Raw genomic sequence first — 15,441 nt, 5'->3', positions numbered from 1 at the left:
ATGAACCGCGATAGTCGACTTTCCGGCATTTTGCATGTGCTGTTGCACATGGCGCAGGCGCCGGGCCCGGTGACATCGGAAGTGCTGGGTCAGGCCATGTCCACCAATCCCGCCGTCATCCGCCGGATCATGGCGGGACTGCGAAAAGCCGGCTATGTCCGCTCCGGAAAGGGTCATGGGGGCGGCTGGACGCTCTCCTGCGCCCTTGAGGACGTGACTTTGCTCGATATCTACAAGGCCCTCGGCGAGCCGACCTTGCTTGCCATCGGTTTGCGGAACGACGACAGCCGGTGCCTGGTCGAGCAGTCCGTCAACGCAGCGCTATCGGCCAGTTTCGCCGAAGCCGAGGCCCTGCTGCTCGCCCGTTTCGGCGAGGTAACGCTGGCCGACCTCAACAAGACCTTTGCTTCCGGCTATGACGGACGTATCGGGCTGCTTGCCGCTCATGCGGGACACGAGCATCACTGATCGGATTTGACAAGGCCCGGTCTGCGGCCCGCCTTGAGCGGGCGCGGGGCCGCTGCATCGGGCGGCGGCGGCACGAACAGCTCGGCGATCGACACGGCGAGGACACCGGCGATCTTGTCGAGCACACCGATCGAGGGGTTCTCCATCTTGCGCTCGAGCCGGCTGATATAGGTCCGGTCGACGCTGGCGAGATCGGCGAGCTTTTCCTGCGAAAGCTTCTTTTCAACCCTGAGGCGGCGCATGTTCCACGCCACCAGATCCCGACTATCCATCGAACCCTCCGTGAGGTGACGGAAGCTAGACCAAAAGAGGGTCGGTATCAATAAGTTCGCTTAAGGAGCTAATTCCATGGGCCGACCTGCCGGAACGATGTCCTCCAGCAAATCAACAGGCAGCGCACCCAGCGTGTGGGCAAGTGCATCGAGCTGATCGAGGGAAGCGTCGAGGGTGCCTGCAGCCAGTGCGTCGAGATCAGTTTGCGGCCAGCCAAGTCTTTCGCCGAGTTGATCCATGGAGATGCCGTGCGCGGCCAGATGTGCGGTCACATTGTGCTGCAAAAGCTTTTGCGGGCTCGGTCTGCGCATGCTGTTTCCCCTGGCTCTGTCCCCAGAACCAGCCGTAGCCTATTTCCTCCTCAAGTCTGTCTGATCTTAAGAAAGCGTTAACTACTCCTTTCGGGGGTGTTTGAGGTGAATGCCGCGACAGTTCTTCTGATAGATCGGCTCGGCGGCAAGCAGAGTCGTGATCCGCTCGACGATGCGCAATCCCAGCCCCGACATGGTCGGAGTCACCGGCAGGCCGGCGATTTCGTCGCGCACCTGCAGCGTCAATCCCCCGTCGGCCGCAATCGCCTCCACAGTCACCCTATCGCCCGGCTCGCTCAGGCGGATCGCGTTGTCGAGATGATTGGAGAGGACCTGGAACAACAGGTTCTCGTCGGAAAACACCTCCTGATCCTGGTAGCTCAGCGTGAGTTCGACGCCCCGGCTTTCGGCAATGGGGCGGTAGAGCATCTCGGCGCGCAGCATGAGCTGAGCGAGCGGGAAGGATTTCAGCAGCGGCTTTATGGCGCCCACTTCGAGCCGGGAATAATCGAGAATGCTGCTCACAAGGCTCGATGCTTCCACTCCCAGCGCCTGGGCGCGGGAAAGAAACTGACCGTTGTCCGCGTTGGGCCGCCGCACCAGCGCTTCGAGCGCCAGATTGATCGCCTCGACCGGCTGGCGCAGATCGTGGCCAAGCGAACGCACCAGATGCCGCTGCAGGTCATGTGCTTCCTCAAGGGCCCTTGTGCGCGAGGCGACCAGCGCACGCAAGCGCTTCTGGTTGGACTCGCGCTCCCCGATCGCCGCCCCGATCAGCAGTGCCGAACACGCCACCGTCAGCAACAGTGGCGCAAGGTTGGAAAGCGGCTGCACGCCCAGGATGGCGAGCACGAGCGGAGCGACCAGCGCGGTCAGCGCCACGGCTGTTGCCGCCGAAACATAGCCGCCATAAAGCGCAAAAAGGATCGGCGGCGGGATCAGGAAGTACCAGAACATCAGCCCCTCACGACTCCCATAAACCCCGAGTCCGGCCGCCGCGATGACCACCACCACCTGCGCGAGCAGCACCCGCGGACGCGGCCAGCGCCAGCCACCCGCCTGCCGCCCGGCAAACCAGAACGTCAGCAGCGGGATCAGCAAAGGCGGCACCAGCACCGCGCCCAGGGCATCGCCCAGCCACCAGTCGGGCGCGATATCGGTCGCCTCCACCCAGCTCAGATTACCCGAAAGCATGTGAAGGCCGAGCCCGCTCGCCATGGCAACGAGCGCCGCCACCAGCGCCACCCCTATGAGCTTTTCGACATCGGTCAGCCCCCGCAGCGGCAGTCGCATGCGCAAGGGTCCGCGCAGCAGCAGCGCCGCTCCGCCATAAACGCAAAAGAGCCGAAGCCCGTGGATCACCGGATCAAGATCGTTGTCGATCTCGACGCCGAACAAGGCGCGCACCGGCGCAAAGAAGAGCAGCAGATTGGCAAGCAACGGGGTGAGCTTCAGCCAGCCCGGCGCAACAAGCACGACGGAAAGGATAACCCCGCTTGGCAAAAACCAGATGCTTGAGTAAGACTTGAAAATATTGAAGAGATTGGCTGCACTGAAGGCGAAGAGCCAGATCAGAACAAGAAGTATAGCGGAAATGGCGGCTGGGACATGATCGGCCGGTGCCGGTTTCGCCATTTGGTGACCTATTGAATAAGAGTCTGCTTATCGTCGACGACCATCTGCTTTTTGCAGAGGCACTATCCTATTTGCTCAAAGGCATTGAAGAGTCGCTAATGATCGATGTGGCGTCGTCTCTGCCGGTCGGGCTCGAGCGGCTGGCATCGGGCAATGTGCCCGATCTTGTCTTGCTCGATTATTCCATGCCAGGCGGCGGGCTTGAGGCGCTGCGCCGGGTCAAGGCTGCGGCGCCCGGCATCCGCGTTGCTTTCTTGTCCGGTCTCGACGAGCCTGGCCTTGTGGGGGAAGCGATGGAAAATGGCGCGCTCGGCTGGCTCTCCAAATCCATGGGCGGGGAAGCGATCATGCTGGCCCTGCGCCTGCTTCTGGCCGGGGAGCGCTTCGTGCCGGCCAATCTGGTTTTCTCCGACGATCGGCCGGGCCTGACCCAGCGGGAAAAGGACGTCGCCGCTCTTCTTGCCCAGGGCCTTGCCGACAAGCAGATCGCCGATCGCCTCAGCCTGCAGCTCGGCACGGTCAAGGTCCACGTCAAAAACCTCCTGCGCAAATACGGCGCCGAAAACCGCACCCGCTTCGCCCTCACCTACCGCCGAGGCTAGCCCACCCCACCTACCTGAGGAGAAAGGTCGGCGCGCAACGCCGGGTGCGGAGTCGGTCCCTCCAAAAATTTCCGAGACAACCACCGGCCCGATCCCCTCGCCCCTCCGGGGAGAGGGGTAGGGTGAGGGGGCTGGACGCCCCAAGGCCTTCCCAAACGCCGCCCCACCAAATGCGAAGCATCAAGCCCAAAAAAAATACCGAGACAACCACCAGCCCGATCCCCTCGCCCCCCTGGGGAGAGGGTTAGGGTGAGGGGCCGGACGCCCACTGAACACCCCTCGACTTTCCCTCGCACCCTCCCCATCTTATCCCCGCCCCCAAAATCCCCCGCTATCCTTCGCCCATCCACTCCGCAAAGGCGGACTGCAGACGACAGGGCGGAGTGGGCCGCGCGTGGCTTCGTCTGCCATGCGGGTTCGGGCTCCGGCAGACCCAGAGGCGAGCGACCGATGGGCACGCATTCGGAGCCGTCCCAAAAAACGGACGTCCCGGAGCGGATTTCGCTTCACCAAACTAAACCTCTCGAGGCGAAAGCCGCTCCGGGATCCGCCTTGCCGTCCCCAGTCCGCAGCAAACGCTCGCGGGCCTAAAACCGCTTGGAGCGAAAAGCACCAACGAGGCTAACGCATCGCCTCCCCTACCTCCCTCATTACCCGGCTCGTCCGGGCAATCCACCCCACGGCCCCATCGCCACGCCACCCCCGCAAATTTCCCTTGCTTAATCGTAGGTCTATTTGCATCATTAACGCGGTTTTAATGTGATGCGTACAATCCTCTGATTTGTAGGGGCCGCTCGAAACGGTCCGTTTTTTCCAGAAGGAAAGCACCACACATGTCTGACGTTACTCTCTCGAAGGCCGTTCGCGCGAACCTTCTGAGCCTCCAGAACACCGCCCAGATGATGGACAAGACGCAGTCTCGTCTTGCCACCGGCAACAAGGTGAATTCTGCTCTCGACAATCCCTCCAACTTCTTCACCGCCTCGGCTCTCAACAGCCGCGCCGCCGATATGAGCAACCTGCTCGACGCGATGGCTTCGGGCATCAAGGTCATCGAAGCTGCCGACAAAGGCATCACTGCGATCACCAAGAATATCGAGTCCATGCAGTCGACCCTGCGTCAGGCTCGTCAGGACAAGTCGTTCCAGACCGACACCTATGAAGTTGCTAAGGACAGCACCCTGAAGCTCTCCGGCGGCCAGTTCGCAGAAGGGTTCGAGGTCAAGCTGCAGGAGCCAACCGGCGGCAAGGCTGCTTCGGTTTCGTTCGATGTTGCCTATACCGACGCGACGGCTGGCGCTTCGACCGATTCTACTGTTTCGGGTGCTGGCGCACGTACCACGATCCAGTACAATGCCGCTGCCGGCTTCGGCGACGGCGACAAGCTTAAGATCGACGGCACGGAAATCACCCTGCCGAACACCACTGTCAGCAGTGCAGCGAACCTCGCAAGCTCGATCAGCACCGCTCTGAACACTGCTGGTATCAGCACCTCTGGTCCGAACGCTAAGTATACCGTCAGCTCCGACGCTACCACCGGCAAGGTGATCATCGAAAACACCGACAAGACCAAGGCCTCGCCTTCGGTCGAGTTCGTGTCGGGCGTCAACGCAGCCACCTATGGTGAAACCTCGTTCACCTACGATGCTGCCAATGTTGGCGCGGTGAAGGTCGGCGGCCGCGATATCGCAACCGGCGGCGGCAACTTCGAGAGCTTCGTCAAGTCGCTTGAGGATAATGCCAAGGACGGCGGCTACCGCGTTGTCGCCGATGCAGCGACGAAGAAGATCTCGCTGGTCTCGACCACCCCGGCCGGTGCTGCACCGACCGTGACCGGTCTGCGTGAGAATGGCCCGGCAACCACCACCGGCGCTACTTCGACCGCACAGTCCTTCGCCATCAACTGGACGACCGTTGCTGCCGGTACCGAACGTTCGGAAACCTTCGACGTTTCTGGCGTGAACTGGGCCTCGAGCACCGCATTCGGTGTTACGCTCTCCAACGCTGTGACCGACCTGACCACTTTGGTTTCCGCCCTTAACGCGGACGCCACTTTCAATGGTACCTGGACGGCTACCGATGTCGGTGGGAACCTTGAGATCAAGGCGAATGCCATTGGTACGGGTAGTGCCGTTCCGGCACCTGGTATCGCAGGTGCAGTTTCGGTCGGCTCGAGCGCCGGTTCCGCCGCAGGCGGCCTAAGCCTGTTTGGCAGCGCCGCCCTGACCTCCACCAACACTGGTGACCTGGTTGGCGAACTGAACAACGACGCGACGTTCAGCGCCACCTACACCGCTGCTCTTGATGGCTCGGGCAACCTGCTCGTCACCAACAAGACGACGGGTGCCACGCCAACCATCGGCTCTCCTGGCAACTCCGCTGTTACGGCAGCTGGTGCAGCCATCCCGGGTAACAATGGCACTCCAGTTGCTGCCGTTAACGATGGTATATCCGTCACTCGCACTGGCGGTACCGCAGGTGCCTTCACTGAGACCAAGGCCGCCGCAGCTCACGAATTCACCGTGACCTATGGCGACAAGTCGGCGGCGATCACCGTCGTCGGCCAGGACGGTTCGCCCTATGCCAAGAGCAATCAGCTCGATCTGGTCAATGACCAGCTCAAGGCTGCCGGCATCCTCGACGTGACGGCATCGTTCGACGCAGATGACAAGCTGACGTTCACGGCCAGCGGGCCGGAATCCAAGACCCTCGCCATCTCGGGCAAGGATGTCGGTCTGTTTGGTGAGCAGACCGTTTCGACTGGTTCGCCGGCGGTTTCTGCCTACAAGTCCACCAATACGGTCGATCGCTTCGTCGAAGAAATCAACCGCAACCCGTCGACCGCCGGCAAGGTTCGTGCGTCGAACGACAATGGCAAGCTCCGTATCGAGAACCTTTCGACCCAGAAGCTTGACGTTGAATTCGATAAGGACGGTGCCGGCGTCGGTGCTCCGACCCAGCACGAAATCAAGGGCAACGTCATCCGTGACAACCTGGCCAAGCAGTTCAACGATCTGCGCGACCAGCTTGACAAGTTTGCCGACGACTCCTCGTTCAATGGCATCAACCTGCTCCGCGGCGACAAGCTGACGATCACCTTCAATGAATCCGGTTCGTCCTCGATCCAGATCCAGGCCAAGGACAAGAATGGCAACGAACGCCCAATCACTGCCGCCAACCTCGACCTCGCCAGCCTTGTCGGCGAAGATCTCGACAATGACGAGAACATCGACAAGCTGCTTGCCAAGCTGTCCACCGCACTCGGTGAACTCCGTTCGCAGGCTTCGACCTTCGGTTCGAACCTGTCCTCGGTCGAAAACCGTCAGTCGTTCACCAAGGACATGATCAACACGCTGGAAACCGGCGCGGCGAACCTGACCTTGGCTGATACCAATGCTGAAGCCGCCAACCTCCTGGCTCTCCAGACCCGTCAGCAGCTGTCGTCGTCGGCGCTGTCGATGGCTTCGCAGCAGGACCAGGCTGTGCTGCAGTTGCTCCGTTAATAAACGACGTTTCCGGGGGCGGGTCAGCCGCCCTCGGTTCATTCTTCCAGAAGGACGACAATGGCTCTCAAGCTCACTGTAAAGCCAGGCGAAAGCTTCTTTGTCGGCACCGCGGAAATTACCGTGCAGTGCGATGCGATCGTCAACGTCCTTGTGGGTGGCAAGGCACCCGTGCTGCGTTGCGACGATCATATCGCCGACAATGACGCCACCACCCCCGCCCAAAAACTGCAGCTCGTCGTGCAGCGCATGTATCTCTCGGGCGATATTCCGGGCCATCACGAAGCCTATTTTGCCGCCGCCCAGTCGCTGCTGGCCGAGCAGCCAGCAAACAAATCCATCGTCGCCGAAGTCAATGGCTTCCTGATGCAGGGCGCGGCCTACAAGGCCATCAAGCTGCTCAAAACCCTGTCCAATCCCGAGCTGACCGAAAACCGGGCCCGGCTCAAGCTGGTGGGCTGACCGATGCGCATGACAACTGCTGCCGCCCACCCCGACTTTTCCGCCACACCTCAATCCGGCGCGCAACGTTTGGCCGCCAACCTGCCGCGCCTCCGCGAGGACCGCGGCCTCAGCCAGGCCGATCTCGCCCATGCCCTGGGCTGGACGCTTGCAACCATCGCCGCCATCGAGGCAGGGGGCGGCGCCGAACTCACGCTCGCTGAAATCGATGCGCTCTGCCTTGTACTGGAAGCAACGCCGCTCGCGCTCTTCGCACCCGTGGTCTAGCGGCTCTCCTGCCAGCGCCGGTACCACTCGACGAACGCTTCGACGCCTTCGTCCACCCCGGTTTCCGGCTTGAACCCGGTGAGCGCCAGCAGCAGCGACGGATCGGCCGAAGTTTCCCCGATATCGCCATCCTGCATGGGCAGGAAGATTTTCTCGGCCGTCTGCCCCATCGCCTTCTCGATCGCGGCCACAAAGGCCATAAGCCCCAGCGGCTGCCCGCCCGCGATATTGACGCTGCGCCACGGCGCCACCGGCGAAAGGGAGTCCGACACCCCTTCCGCGTCCACAGGTTTCCCCTGTTCCGGCGGCTTCGCCATCAGCCGGACAATGCCCTCGACGAGATCGTCGATATAGGTGAAGTCGCGCAGCATGCGGCCTTCGCCGAAAACCTCGATCGGCCGACCCTCGCTGATCGCCGAAACGAAGCGGAACAGTGCCATATCCGGCCGCCCCCAAGGGCCATAAACGGTGAAAAAGCGGAAGCACGTCGTCGGTACGGCAAAAAGATGCGCATAGGAATGCGTCATCGCCTCGCCGGCCTTCTTGGTCGCCGCATAAAGGGACACCGGGAAGTCGGTCCGGTCGGCCTCGGCAAAGGGCATTGCCGTGTTGCCGCCATAGATAGACGATGTCGAGGCGAACAGGAGGTGCTGCGGGCGCAGGCGGCGTGTCATCTCGAGGAGGTTGAATGTGCCGATCAGATTGGCGCTGACATAGGCATCGGGCGCTTCAAGGCTGTAGCGCACCCCGGCCTGGGCAGCCAGATGCACGACGATGTCTGGGACAAAGGGGAGGACAACTTCTTCCAGCCCCTCCCGGTCTTCGAGCATGACCTCGGCGAAGCTGAACGCGTTGGAGCGGCGGAGAATGGAGAGGCGCTGGCGCTTGAGCGCAACATCGTAATAGGCCGTCATGCCATCGAGACCAAGCACCTCATGGCCCTCGGCAAGCAGACGGCGGCAAAGATGGAAGCCGATGAATCCGGCCGCTCCGGTCACGAAGACTTTCATGCGGGGTCTCGTATCAGCAACTTGCTCAAGGCGCCATTTTGCGTCCGTCTATACAACGAACTTGAGCAAGACGAAGCCGCCGATCAGCGCCACGACCCCGACAGTGAAAACAAGCCCCAGCCTCTCCTCAATGAAGGCCCTGACCGGTGCGCCAAAAAAATACAGCAGGCCGGCAACCGCATAGAACCGCGCCCCTCGCGCGATGATGCTGAAGACGATGAAGGCTGCCAGATCAAGGCCTGTCGCGCCACTGGCAACAGTCACCACCTTGAACGGGAAAGGGGTCACACCAGCAATGAGGACGATCCAGGCGCCCCATTCATTATAGATATCTGCAAATTCGGCGAACCTATCGGCATAGCCATAGAGGGAGAGCAGGGGCATCGCTACGGCATCGAGCAAAAATGCGCCGATCACATATCCGCCGAGAGCCCCGAGCACCGAGGCAAGGGTGCACAAAGTGGCATACCACCATGCCTTGGCGCGATCCGAGAGGACCATCGGGATCAGCAACACATCAGGCGGGATGGGAAAGAAAGAACTCTCGGCAAAGGATATGCCCGCAAGGGCCTTTGGCGCATGCCGCGTCGCCGCCAGATGCATCGTCCAGTCGTAGAGTTTTCTCAGCATGCGGCCCTCCAGCTCGTGCCTGCTTAGACACCAAGCCGGAGAACAGCTCAATCACTGGCTGAACCGTGTGCGATTAAGCCGCAAGGGGCCCGCTCAGATCCGGGCTGCGGCGCGCACATCGGCCAGATCGGGCGCGTCCATGTGACGATAGCGCGCCTGGATCAGACCATATGCACCGAAGGCGACCAATCCCAGCGCCACCGCGCCATAGAGCCAGCGTCCAAAGGGCAGGGCGTGGACATAGTCGAGCGCTTCCTTGGTGCCGCCCGCCTGTTCGGGCGAAACAGTGAAGGCTGCATAAACCAGGAAGCCTCCAACGATGGCGAAGATCACGCCGCGCGCGACGATGCCAAAGGCGCAGATCGGGTCCATCCACTTGTGGTGGAGCGCCAGACGCTTGCGATAACCGTGCGAGGCGCCACGCCAGACCTGTACGGCGGCGGCCACGAGGACGCCGATGCCCACAAGGCCGAGCAGAAATGGGCCAAATGGCTGCTGCAGCACCCAGGCCGAGGCCTCTTGCTCACCATTGCCGCTGCTTTGCCCGAGGCTCAGCGCCAGGCGCGCAGCACTGAGCATAAGAAAAACATTGGCGCCGCCGCTGATCAATTGGCCTGCCCGGGCGGCAAAGCCCTTGATGTCATCGTCGCGATTGTCTGCATTGAGCAGTCCCTGCGCCATCTTCCAGAGAACATAGCCCAAGAGTCCCAGTGCCACAGCACCGATCATGACGCGCCCAAAGGGGAGGTCGAGCAGGCTGGAAAGCGCATCGGACGAACCATCGGCATCGGACCCGCCCCAGATCGCCGAGGCCAGGGCCAGCCCACCCAGCAGCAGGTAAACAACGCCTCGGGCTGCGTAGCCGAACCGGGCCAGGATCTCGAAGTGGTTTGACATGGGCGTTACCGGTTGGAGTTGTCCGGTAAATGGTATGGAGCGCCACCGGTTCCGCCCGACTTCTGGGCGTAGAGTTCCGCTACTGAGAGAAACAAAAACCCCGACGTCCTGAGACGCCGGGGTTGATTGGTCGGAGTAGAGTGATTCGAACACTCGACCCCCTGCTCCCGAAGCAGGTGCGCTACCAGGCTGCGCTATACTCCGTCAGACACGCGCTATGCGCGATGTGGCGGCGTTATAGCCGTGGATTATGTGACGTTCAAGCGACTGATTGCGGAATTCTGCATTTCCACAAGCGCAGATGGGCGGGCGGTAGGAGCGGGGATAAGAGGGAGAAGGAAGGTGGTGCCCAGAGCCGGAATCGAACCAGCGACACGCGGATTTTCAATCCGCTGCTCTACCAACTGAGCTATCTGGGCATCTTATTTTGCAGCGATTGCTGCGAGCCACGGGCCTTATAGGCAATCGCTTTTGTGCGCGCAAGCGCGAAAACGTCATGTGGATAAAGAGGCTGACCGGTTGGGGTTTGGTTAGCATCTGGTGAGCACCAAACCGCCCAAAGTGCCTATTCCGTGTCACTTTCGTCACGTGGCTCGTCATCCCTTGCCGGAATGACATAGGAGCCGGTGAGCCAGCGGTTGAGATCGACGTCGGCGCAGCGTTTCGAGCAGAACGGCTTGAACTTATCAACGCTTGGCTTGCCGCAGACCGGGCACTTCTTCTCGGCCGCCATCAGACGCCCGAAAGGCTCGATTGATTGAGCCAGTTGAAGTGGACCGGATAGCCTTCGCCGGCAAGTAGCTGCGTCGTTTCGTTGAGCGGCAGGCCGACGACGGCGGAATAGGAGCCGACGAGCTTGACGACGAAGGAGCCGGCAATGCCCTGGATGGCGTAGCCGCCAGCCTTGTCGCGCCATTCGGCGCTGGCGAGGTAGGCTTCCATCTCGCGCGTCGAAAGGCGCTTGAAGCGGATGCGGGTCTCAACGATGCGCTGCCGCTTGGCGCCGGACGGCGTCAGGAGGGTGACGCCAGTATAGACCCGGTGCGCCCGGCCCGAAAGCAGGCGCAGACAATCGGACGCCTCTTCCATGATTTCGGCCTTGGGCAGGATGCGGCGGCCGACGGCAACCACCGTGTCGGCGGCAAGCACCAGCGCTTCCGAACCGAAGCCGGCAACACGCGCCTTGTGCTGGGCAGTCAGGGCCTTGAGATCGGCGAGACGGCCGGCAAGCTTGCGCGGCAATTCGCCCTTTTCAGGCGTTTCATCGACATGGGCCGGAACCAGGTGCTCGGGCTGGATGCCGATCTGGTTGAGCAGAGCGAGCCGACGCGGCGAGGCGGAGGCCAGGATCAGTTCTGGACGACTGGCCATTTTGCCCTATTTGAAACGATAAGTGATGCGACCCTTGGTCAGGTCATAGGGCGTCATTTCGCACAGCACCTTATCGCCGGCGAGAACGCGGATGCGATTCTTGCGCATGCGGCCGGCGGTGTGGGCGATGATCTCGTGCTCGTTCTCCAGCTTGACCCGAAAGGTCGCATTGGGAAGCAATTCCGTAACCACGCCCGGGAATTCGAGCACTTCTTCTTTGGCCATACTTTCTCCTGGGAAGACCACCGCGAGCGCAATCGGGCCGGCGGCGGCCAAAAAATTTCGGCGGAACCTACTGCAAATTACGGGCTTTGTGAACCACCGGAAACCAGTGGCTCCAAACGGGCCCCAACGCGGCGCCGGAGGCTGTCGCGCAAGTCGCGGTAGGCGGATAGAACCAGATCCCGATTACCTTCCACAAGGGACGGATCGGCAACGCTCCAATGTTCGATTGCGCCTGCTTCGAGCCCTTTACGAGCAACAGCCTCGGGAGCGTCCTCGGACAGCGTGATGACGAGATCGAACCGGTTGGCGACAAGTTCATCAAGGATATGGGGCGTGTGCACGCTCATATCAATGCCGACTTCTTCCATGACTTCATGGACGAACTGATCGGCCTTGCCGCCATTGACGCCTACCGAGCGCGCGATGACGCGGCCGGGGAAGGCCTGGCGGGCAAGGGCTGCCGCAATGGGCGAGCGCACCGAATTCATGGAGCAGACAAAAAGCACCGCAGGCAGGGCGCTTGTCGCCTCGTCGATGCGGCTGGCATAGGGCTGCACTGCACAGATCAACGTGAACAGGCGCCGTGCGGTATTGAGATCGATGATGATCTTGTTTTCGAGCCGGGTGCGCAGAAGCTCGGCCGCCTCGTTGTGAAGGCCACGCCGCGCCATGTCGACGGTTTCGATCTGAAACGGCTGGGCTGAGCGGATCGCTTCATAATAGGCGTCGCGGATTCGGAAGTAATCGCGGATCAGCCGCCGGAACGGGGTGAGCGAGAGATAGTGCGCGGCGATCGGCTGGAAGGTCTCGGGGTGGCGCACATCAAGGACGATCGAATTGCCGATGATCGAGACGTGGAGCGCATAGGGGCCTTCGGCGCGGACTCTGGCCGGGCGGAACGAATTGTTTTCAAGCAGGTCATAAATGGCGATGCGCCATTCGTGCACCTCGTCGGGATTGATCGAGGTGATGGTGTTAGGATCGAGCGTGACGGTCACAAGCCGGTTGGTGCTCGCGGCCGCCTGATCCGTGCCCATGGAAATGCTCAACGGTTGAGCCGGATGGAAATGGACCGCCCGTGACCATCGAGCGATTCGACTTCGGCAATGGTGACGGCAGCATCGGCAAGCGCGGACAGCGATGAGGGCGTGCAGCCGAGAATCGAGGTGCGTTTGACGAAATCGAGCACGCCGAGCCCCGATGCAAAGCGCGCCGACCGGGCCGTGGGCAAGACGTGGTTCGAGCCCCCCACATAGTCCCCGATCGCTTCGGGCGTGTGATGGCCAAGAAATATCGCGCCGGCATGGCGAATTCTGGGAACCAGCGCTTCGGGATCGTCGGTTGCGATCTCGACATGTTCAGAGGCGATGCGATTGGCAAGGCGGGCTGCCGTTTCGAGCGTATCGACAGTAATCACGGCGCCGAACTCGTCCCAGCCTTCGCGCGCGATGGACTGTTTGGGCAAAAGGCTGAGCTGGCGATCGACTTCGGCTTCGACGGCATCGGCAAGAGCCGGTTCGGTGGTGACGAGAATGGACTGGGCGCCCCCGCCATGCTCGGCCTGGGCGATGAGATCGGCGGCGATCCAGGCGGGATTTGCAGATCCGTCGGCGATCACCAGCACCTCGGAAGGTCCGGCAATCAAGTCGATGCCGACCTGACCGAAGACCTGGCGCTTGGCAGCCGCCACATAGGCATTGCCGGGCCCCATGATCTTGTCGACACGCGGGATCGAAGCCGTGCCATAGGCAAGGGCAGCCACGGCCTGCGCGCCGCCGATCCGGTAGATCTCGGTGACGCCGGCAATCTCGGCGGCGCAAAGGATTGCCGAGGCCAGCTGACCATTGGGCGTCGGCACGACCATGGCGATGCGCTCGACCCCGGCAACGCGCGCCGGCACGGCATTCATCAACACCGAGGAGGGGTAGGAGGCAAGGCCACCGGGCACATAGATGCCTACGGCCTCGATGGCGGTCCAGCGCGAACCCAGAGTTACGCCCAGCGCGTCGGTATAAACGTCATCCCGCGGCATCTGCCGTTCGTGATGGGACTTGATGCGGTCATGCGCCACCTGCAGGGCCTCGCGCACCTCGGGGGTTACCCGGGCCGACGCTTCTGCAATCTCGTCCTGCGAAAAACGTAGCGTATCCGCCGTGACATCGGCCCGGTCGAAGCGATTGGTCAGCTCGGCCACGGCAACGTCGCCGCGGGCGCGCACATCGGCAATGATGGCGGCGACCGTGTCGTTCACGTCCTGAGAGGTTTCGCGCTTGCTCGCGAGAAGCTCGGCGAAGTGGCTTTCGAAATCGGGCTCGGCACTATCGAGTCGAAGGGGCATCAAACGTCCGGGAGATCAAACAGGGTGATGCGATCTATCCCCATGAGGGCGGATGGGGCAAGGGGCTTTGAGGCGCTGAACCCCTCACCCGGCGCTGTCGCGCCGACCTCTCCCCTCAGGGGCGAGGTGGGTGCGCGACGTGGTTGGGGTGAAGGAGATTTGCCCCTCACCCTAACCCTCTCCCCGTAGGGGCGAGGGGACTAGGCTGGTGATTTGGCTGGATTGGTGCCTCACGCTGGATCTGGTCCCCTCTCCCCTGAGGGGAGAGGGTTAGGGTGAGGGGTTTGGTAGTGGTTATGGCTGCGGGGGGCTTTTGAGGCGGTGAACCCCTCACCCGGCGCTGTCGCGCCGACCTCTCCCCTCAGGGGCGAGGTGGGTGCGCGACATGGGTGGGGTGGGTAAGGGAAACTTGCCCCTCACCCTAACCCTCTCCCCGTAGGGGCGAGGGGACTGGGCTCATGCTTTGGCTGGAATTGCGCCTCACGCTGGATCTGGTTCCCTCTCCCCTGAGGGGAGAGGGTTAGGGTGAGGGGTTTGATGGTGGTTATGGCTGCAGGGGGCTTTTGAGGCGCTGAACCCCTCACCCGGCGCTGTCGCGCCGACCTCTCCCCTCAGGGCGAGGTGGGTGCGCGACATGGGTGGGGTGGGTAAGGGGGAACTTTAGAAATTGGCAGGGGCGCGCCCCCTCCCCAGCCCTCCCCTTAAGGGGGAGGGTGCTGAATCGAGGTTGGGACCGTCACCCTGAGCGGATGCTATTTGCGGATCAGGGCGAAAGAGAAATTGGTGGTGCCCAGGGCCGAGTTGATGGGGACCCAGGCGGCGGCAATGTTTTCCATGCCGCGACAGGCGGAAAGGTCGCCGAGGTCGACGATGTCTTGCCAGCCGAATTGCCGGAGAAGGGCGGTGACTTCGCTTTTGGCGGCTTCATCGTCGGAGGCGATAAAAACCGAGATCGGCGCAGCAAGCTGGCCAGGGTCGACCATCAGATGGGCGCTGATGCTGTTGAGGGTTTTGACGACGCGCGCCTTGGGATGGGCTTTCTGGATCAGCTGACCGAGCGGGGTTTCGAGCGGGCCTTCGATCGAGCTCTGCAAATTGCCGATATCGACGAGGATCTTTCCATCGACCGGACAATCCTTGAGGGTGTCAAGCACGACCTCGCCATGCATGGCGTTGACGATCCACTCTCCGTGGGCGGCAGCCTCTGGCGCAGTGCCGAGCTTGATGCCGGCAAATTCGTCGCCCTTGTCTTTGGCGTGCGGCGAACCCAGCATCACATCGTGGCCGAGCGCATGCAGTTTCCGCGCAATCGTACCACCCACATCGCCACTGCCCAGAACGCCAATTCGCATGGTTGTCTCCGTACTGTTGGAGAACAACGCGGGAGACGGGAAAGGGTTGAGGTGCGAGACTTGGCGAGGCCCCCTCATCCGGCGCTGCGCGCCATCT

At 61.9% G+C, this 15,441-nt stretch carries 17 protein-coding genes, 2 tRNA genes and 1 pseudogene; 5 read left to right on the top strand and 15 right to left on the bottom strand.

The annotated features are described in order from the left end of the window. Positions 1-468, top strand: coding sequence for an Rrf2 family transcriptional regulator (locus BM364_RS12775; protein ID WP_092425162.1), 468 nt, complete (start codon positions 1-3; stop codon positions 466-468). Here the strand turns inward: BM364_RS12775 and BM364_RS12770 are convergent. The 3 genes from BM364_RS12770 to BM364_RS12760 form a co-directional block, all read right to left on the bottom strand. Further along, on the bottom strand, positions 462-740 hold the full coding sequence (locus BM364_RS12770) for a helix-turn-helix domain-containing protein (RefSeq protein WP_092425160.1): 279 nt from the start codon (positions 738-740) through the stop codon (positions 462-464). The genes BM364_RS12775 and BM364_RS12770 overlap by 7 nt on opposite strands. A gap of 60 nt (positions 741-800) precedes the next feature. Further along, complete coding sequence (locus BM364_RS12765) at positions 801-1,052, bottom strand: helix-turn-helix domain-containing protein (RefSeq protein ID WP_092425159.1); 252 nt, start codon at positions 1,050-1,052, stop codon at positions 801-803. An 81-nt stretch (positions 1,053-1,133) separates the two neighbouring features. After that, positions 1,134-2,687, bottom strand: a complete 1,554-nt coding sequence (locus BM364_RS12760) for a sensor histidine kinase (protein ID WP_092425157.1) — start codon at positions 2,685-2,687, stop codon at positions 1,134-1,136. An 11-nt stretch (positions 2,688-2,698) separates the two neighbouring features. Between BM364_RS12760 and BM364_RS12755 the strand changes: the two genes are divergently transcribed. The 4 genes from BM364_RS12755 (at position 2,699) to BM364_RS12740 (ending at position 7,521) form a co-directional block, all read left to right on the top strand. Next, positions 2,699-3,289 carry a response regulator gene (locus BM364_RS12755; protein ID WP_139232585.1) on the top strand — a complete coding sequence of 197 codons (591 nt, stop codon included), beginning with the start codon at positions 2,699-2,701 and terminating at the stop codon, positions 3,287-3,289. Positions 3,290-4,122: 833 nt separating this feature from the next. Next, the gene (locus BM364_RS12750) at positions 4,123-6,792 is read left to right on the top strand and encodes a flagellin N-terminal helical domain-containing protein (RefSeq protein WP_092425153.1); all 2,670 of its coding nucleotides are present in this window, start codon (positions 4,123-4,125) and stop codon (positions 6,790-6,792) included. Between the two features lie 60 nt (positions 6,793-6,852). Then, positions 6,853-7,254 carry a flagellar biosynthesis repressor FlbT gene (locus tag BM364_RS12745; RefSeq protein WP_092425151.1) on the top strand — a complete coding sequence of 134 codons (402 nt, stop codon included), beginning with the start codon at positions 6,853-6,855 and terminating at the stop codon, positions 7,252-7,254. A 9-nt stretch (positions 7,255-7,263) separates the two neighbouring features. Then, positions 7,264-7,521 carry a helix-turn-helix transcriptional regulator gene (locus BM364_RS12740; RefSeq protein WP_210186430.1) on the top strand — a complete coding sequence of 86 codons (258 nt, stop codon included), beginning with the start codon at positions 7,264-7,266 and terminating at the stop codon, positions 7,519-7,521. On the opposite strand, the gene BM364_RS12735 is transcribed toward BM364_RS12740, so the two are convergent. From BM364_RS12735 to BM364_RS12685, 12 genes and pseudogenes are all read right to left on the bottom strand, one after another. Further along, complete coding sequence (locus tag BM364_RS12735; RefSeq protein ID WP_092425147.1) at positions 7,518-8,531, bottom strand: NAD-dependent epimerase/dehydratase family protein; 1,014 nt, start codon at positions 8,529-8,531, stop codon at positions 7,518-7,520. The genes BM364_RS12740 and BM364_RS12735 overlap by 4 nt on opposite strands. Positions 8,532-8,579: 48 nt before the next feature. Then, positions 8,580-9,161 (bottom strand): YqaA family protein, encoded by a 582-nt coding sequence (locus BM364_RS12730; RefSeq protein ID WP_092425145.1) that lies wholly within the window; start codon positions 9,159-9,161, stop codon positions 8,580-8,582. A gap of 93 nt (positions 9,162-9,254) precedes the next feature. Next, positions 9,255-10,058, bottom strand: a complete 804-nt coding sequence (locus tag BM364_RS12725; protein WP_092425143.1) for a DUF1206 domain-containing protein — start codon at positions 10,056-10,058, stop codon at positions 9,255-9,257. Positions 10,059-10,185: 127 nt separating this feature from the next. Beyond that, positions 10,186-10,262 (bottom strand) — tRNA-Pro (locus BM364_RS12720). Between the two features lie 139 nt (positions 10,263-10,401). After that, positions 10,402-10,477, bottom strand: a tRNA-Phe gene (locus tag BM364_RS12715). 146 nt (positions 10,478-10,623) lie between these two features. Beyond that, positions 10,624-10,791 carry a DNA gyrase inhibitor YacG gene (gene yacG / locus BM364_RS12710; RefSeq protein ID WP_092425141.1) on the bottom strand — a complete coding sequence of 56 codons (168 nt, stop codon included), beginning with the start codon at positions 10,789-10,791 and terminating at the stop codon, positions 10,624-10,626. Further along, on the bottom strand, positions 10,791-11,429 hold the full coding sequence (locus BM364_RS12705; RefSeq protein ID WP_092425139.1) for a Maf-like protein: 639 nt from the start codon (positions 11,427-11,429) through the stop codon (positions 10,791-10,793). Before BM364_RS12705 ends, yacG begins: the two co-directional genes overlap by 1 nt. A gap of 6 nt (positions 11,430-11,435) precedes the next feature. Then, positions 11,436-11,654: a translation initiation factor IF-1 gene (infA, locus tag BM364_RS12700; protein ID WP_035082742.1), complete on the bottom strand. Its 219-nt coding sequence runs from the start codon at positions 11,652-11,654 to the stop codon at positions 11,436-11,438. Positions 11,655-11,731: 77 nt separating this feature from the next. Next, positions 11,732-12,160, bottom strand: coding sequence for an arsenate-mycothiol transferase ArsC (locus tag BM364_RS18680; protein ID WP_280140652.1), 429 nt, complete (start codon positions 12,158-12,160; stop codon positions 11,732-11,734). Positions 12,161-12,217: 57 nt separating this feature from the next. Further along, a pseudogene (locus tag BM364_RS18675) lies at positions 12,218-12,691 on the bottom strand (UPF0262 family protein); the annotation flags it as partial. Positions 12,692-12,699: 8 nt separating this feature from the next. Then, on the bottom strand, positions 12,700-13,992 hold the full coding sequence (hisD, locus tag BM364_RS12690; RefSeq protein ID WP_092425135.1) for a histidinol dehydrogenase: 1,293 nt from the start codon (positions 13,990-13,992) through the stop codon (positions 12,700-12,702). 752 nt (positions 13,993-14,744) lie between these two features. Further along, entirely contained in the window at positions 14,745-15,344 is a 600-nt protein-coding gene (locus BM364_RS12685) for an NADPH-dependent F420 reductase (protein WP_175528593.1), read from the bottom strand. Positions 15,345-15,441 lie beyond the last annotated feature (97 nt).

It is taken from the genome of Devosia crocina, from assembly GCF_900116545.1.
Classification (GTDB): domain Bacteria; phylum Pseudomonadota; class Alphaproteobacteria; order Rhizobiales; family Devosiaceae; genus Devosia; species Devosia crocina.
Note: the sequence above shows the minus strand (reverse complement) of the source record. Positions and strands in the feature narration are given on the sequence as shown.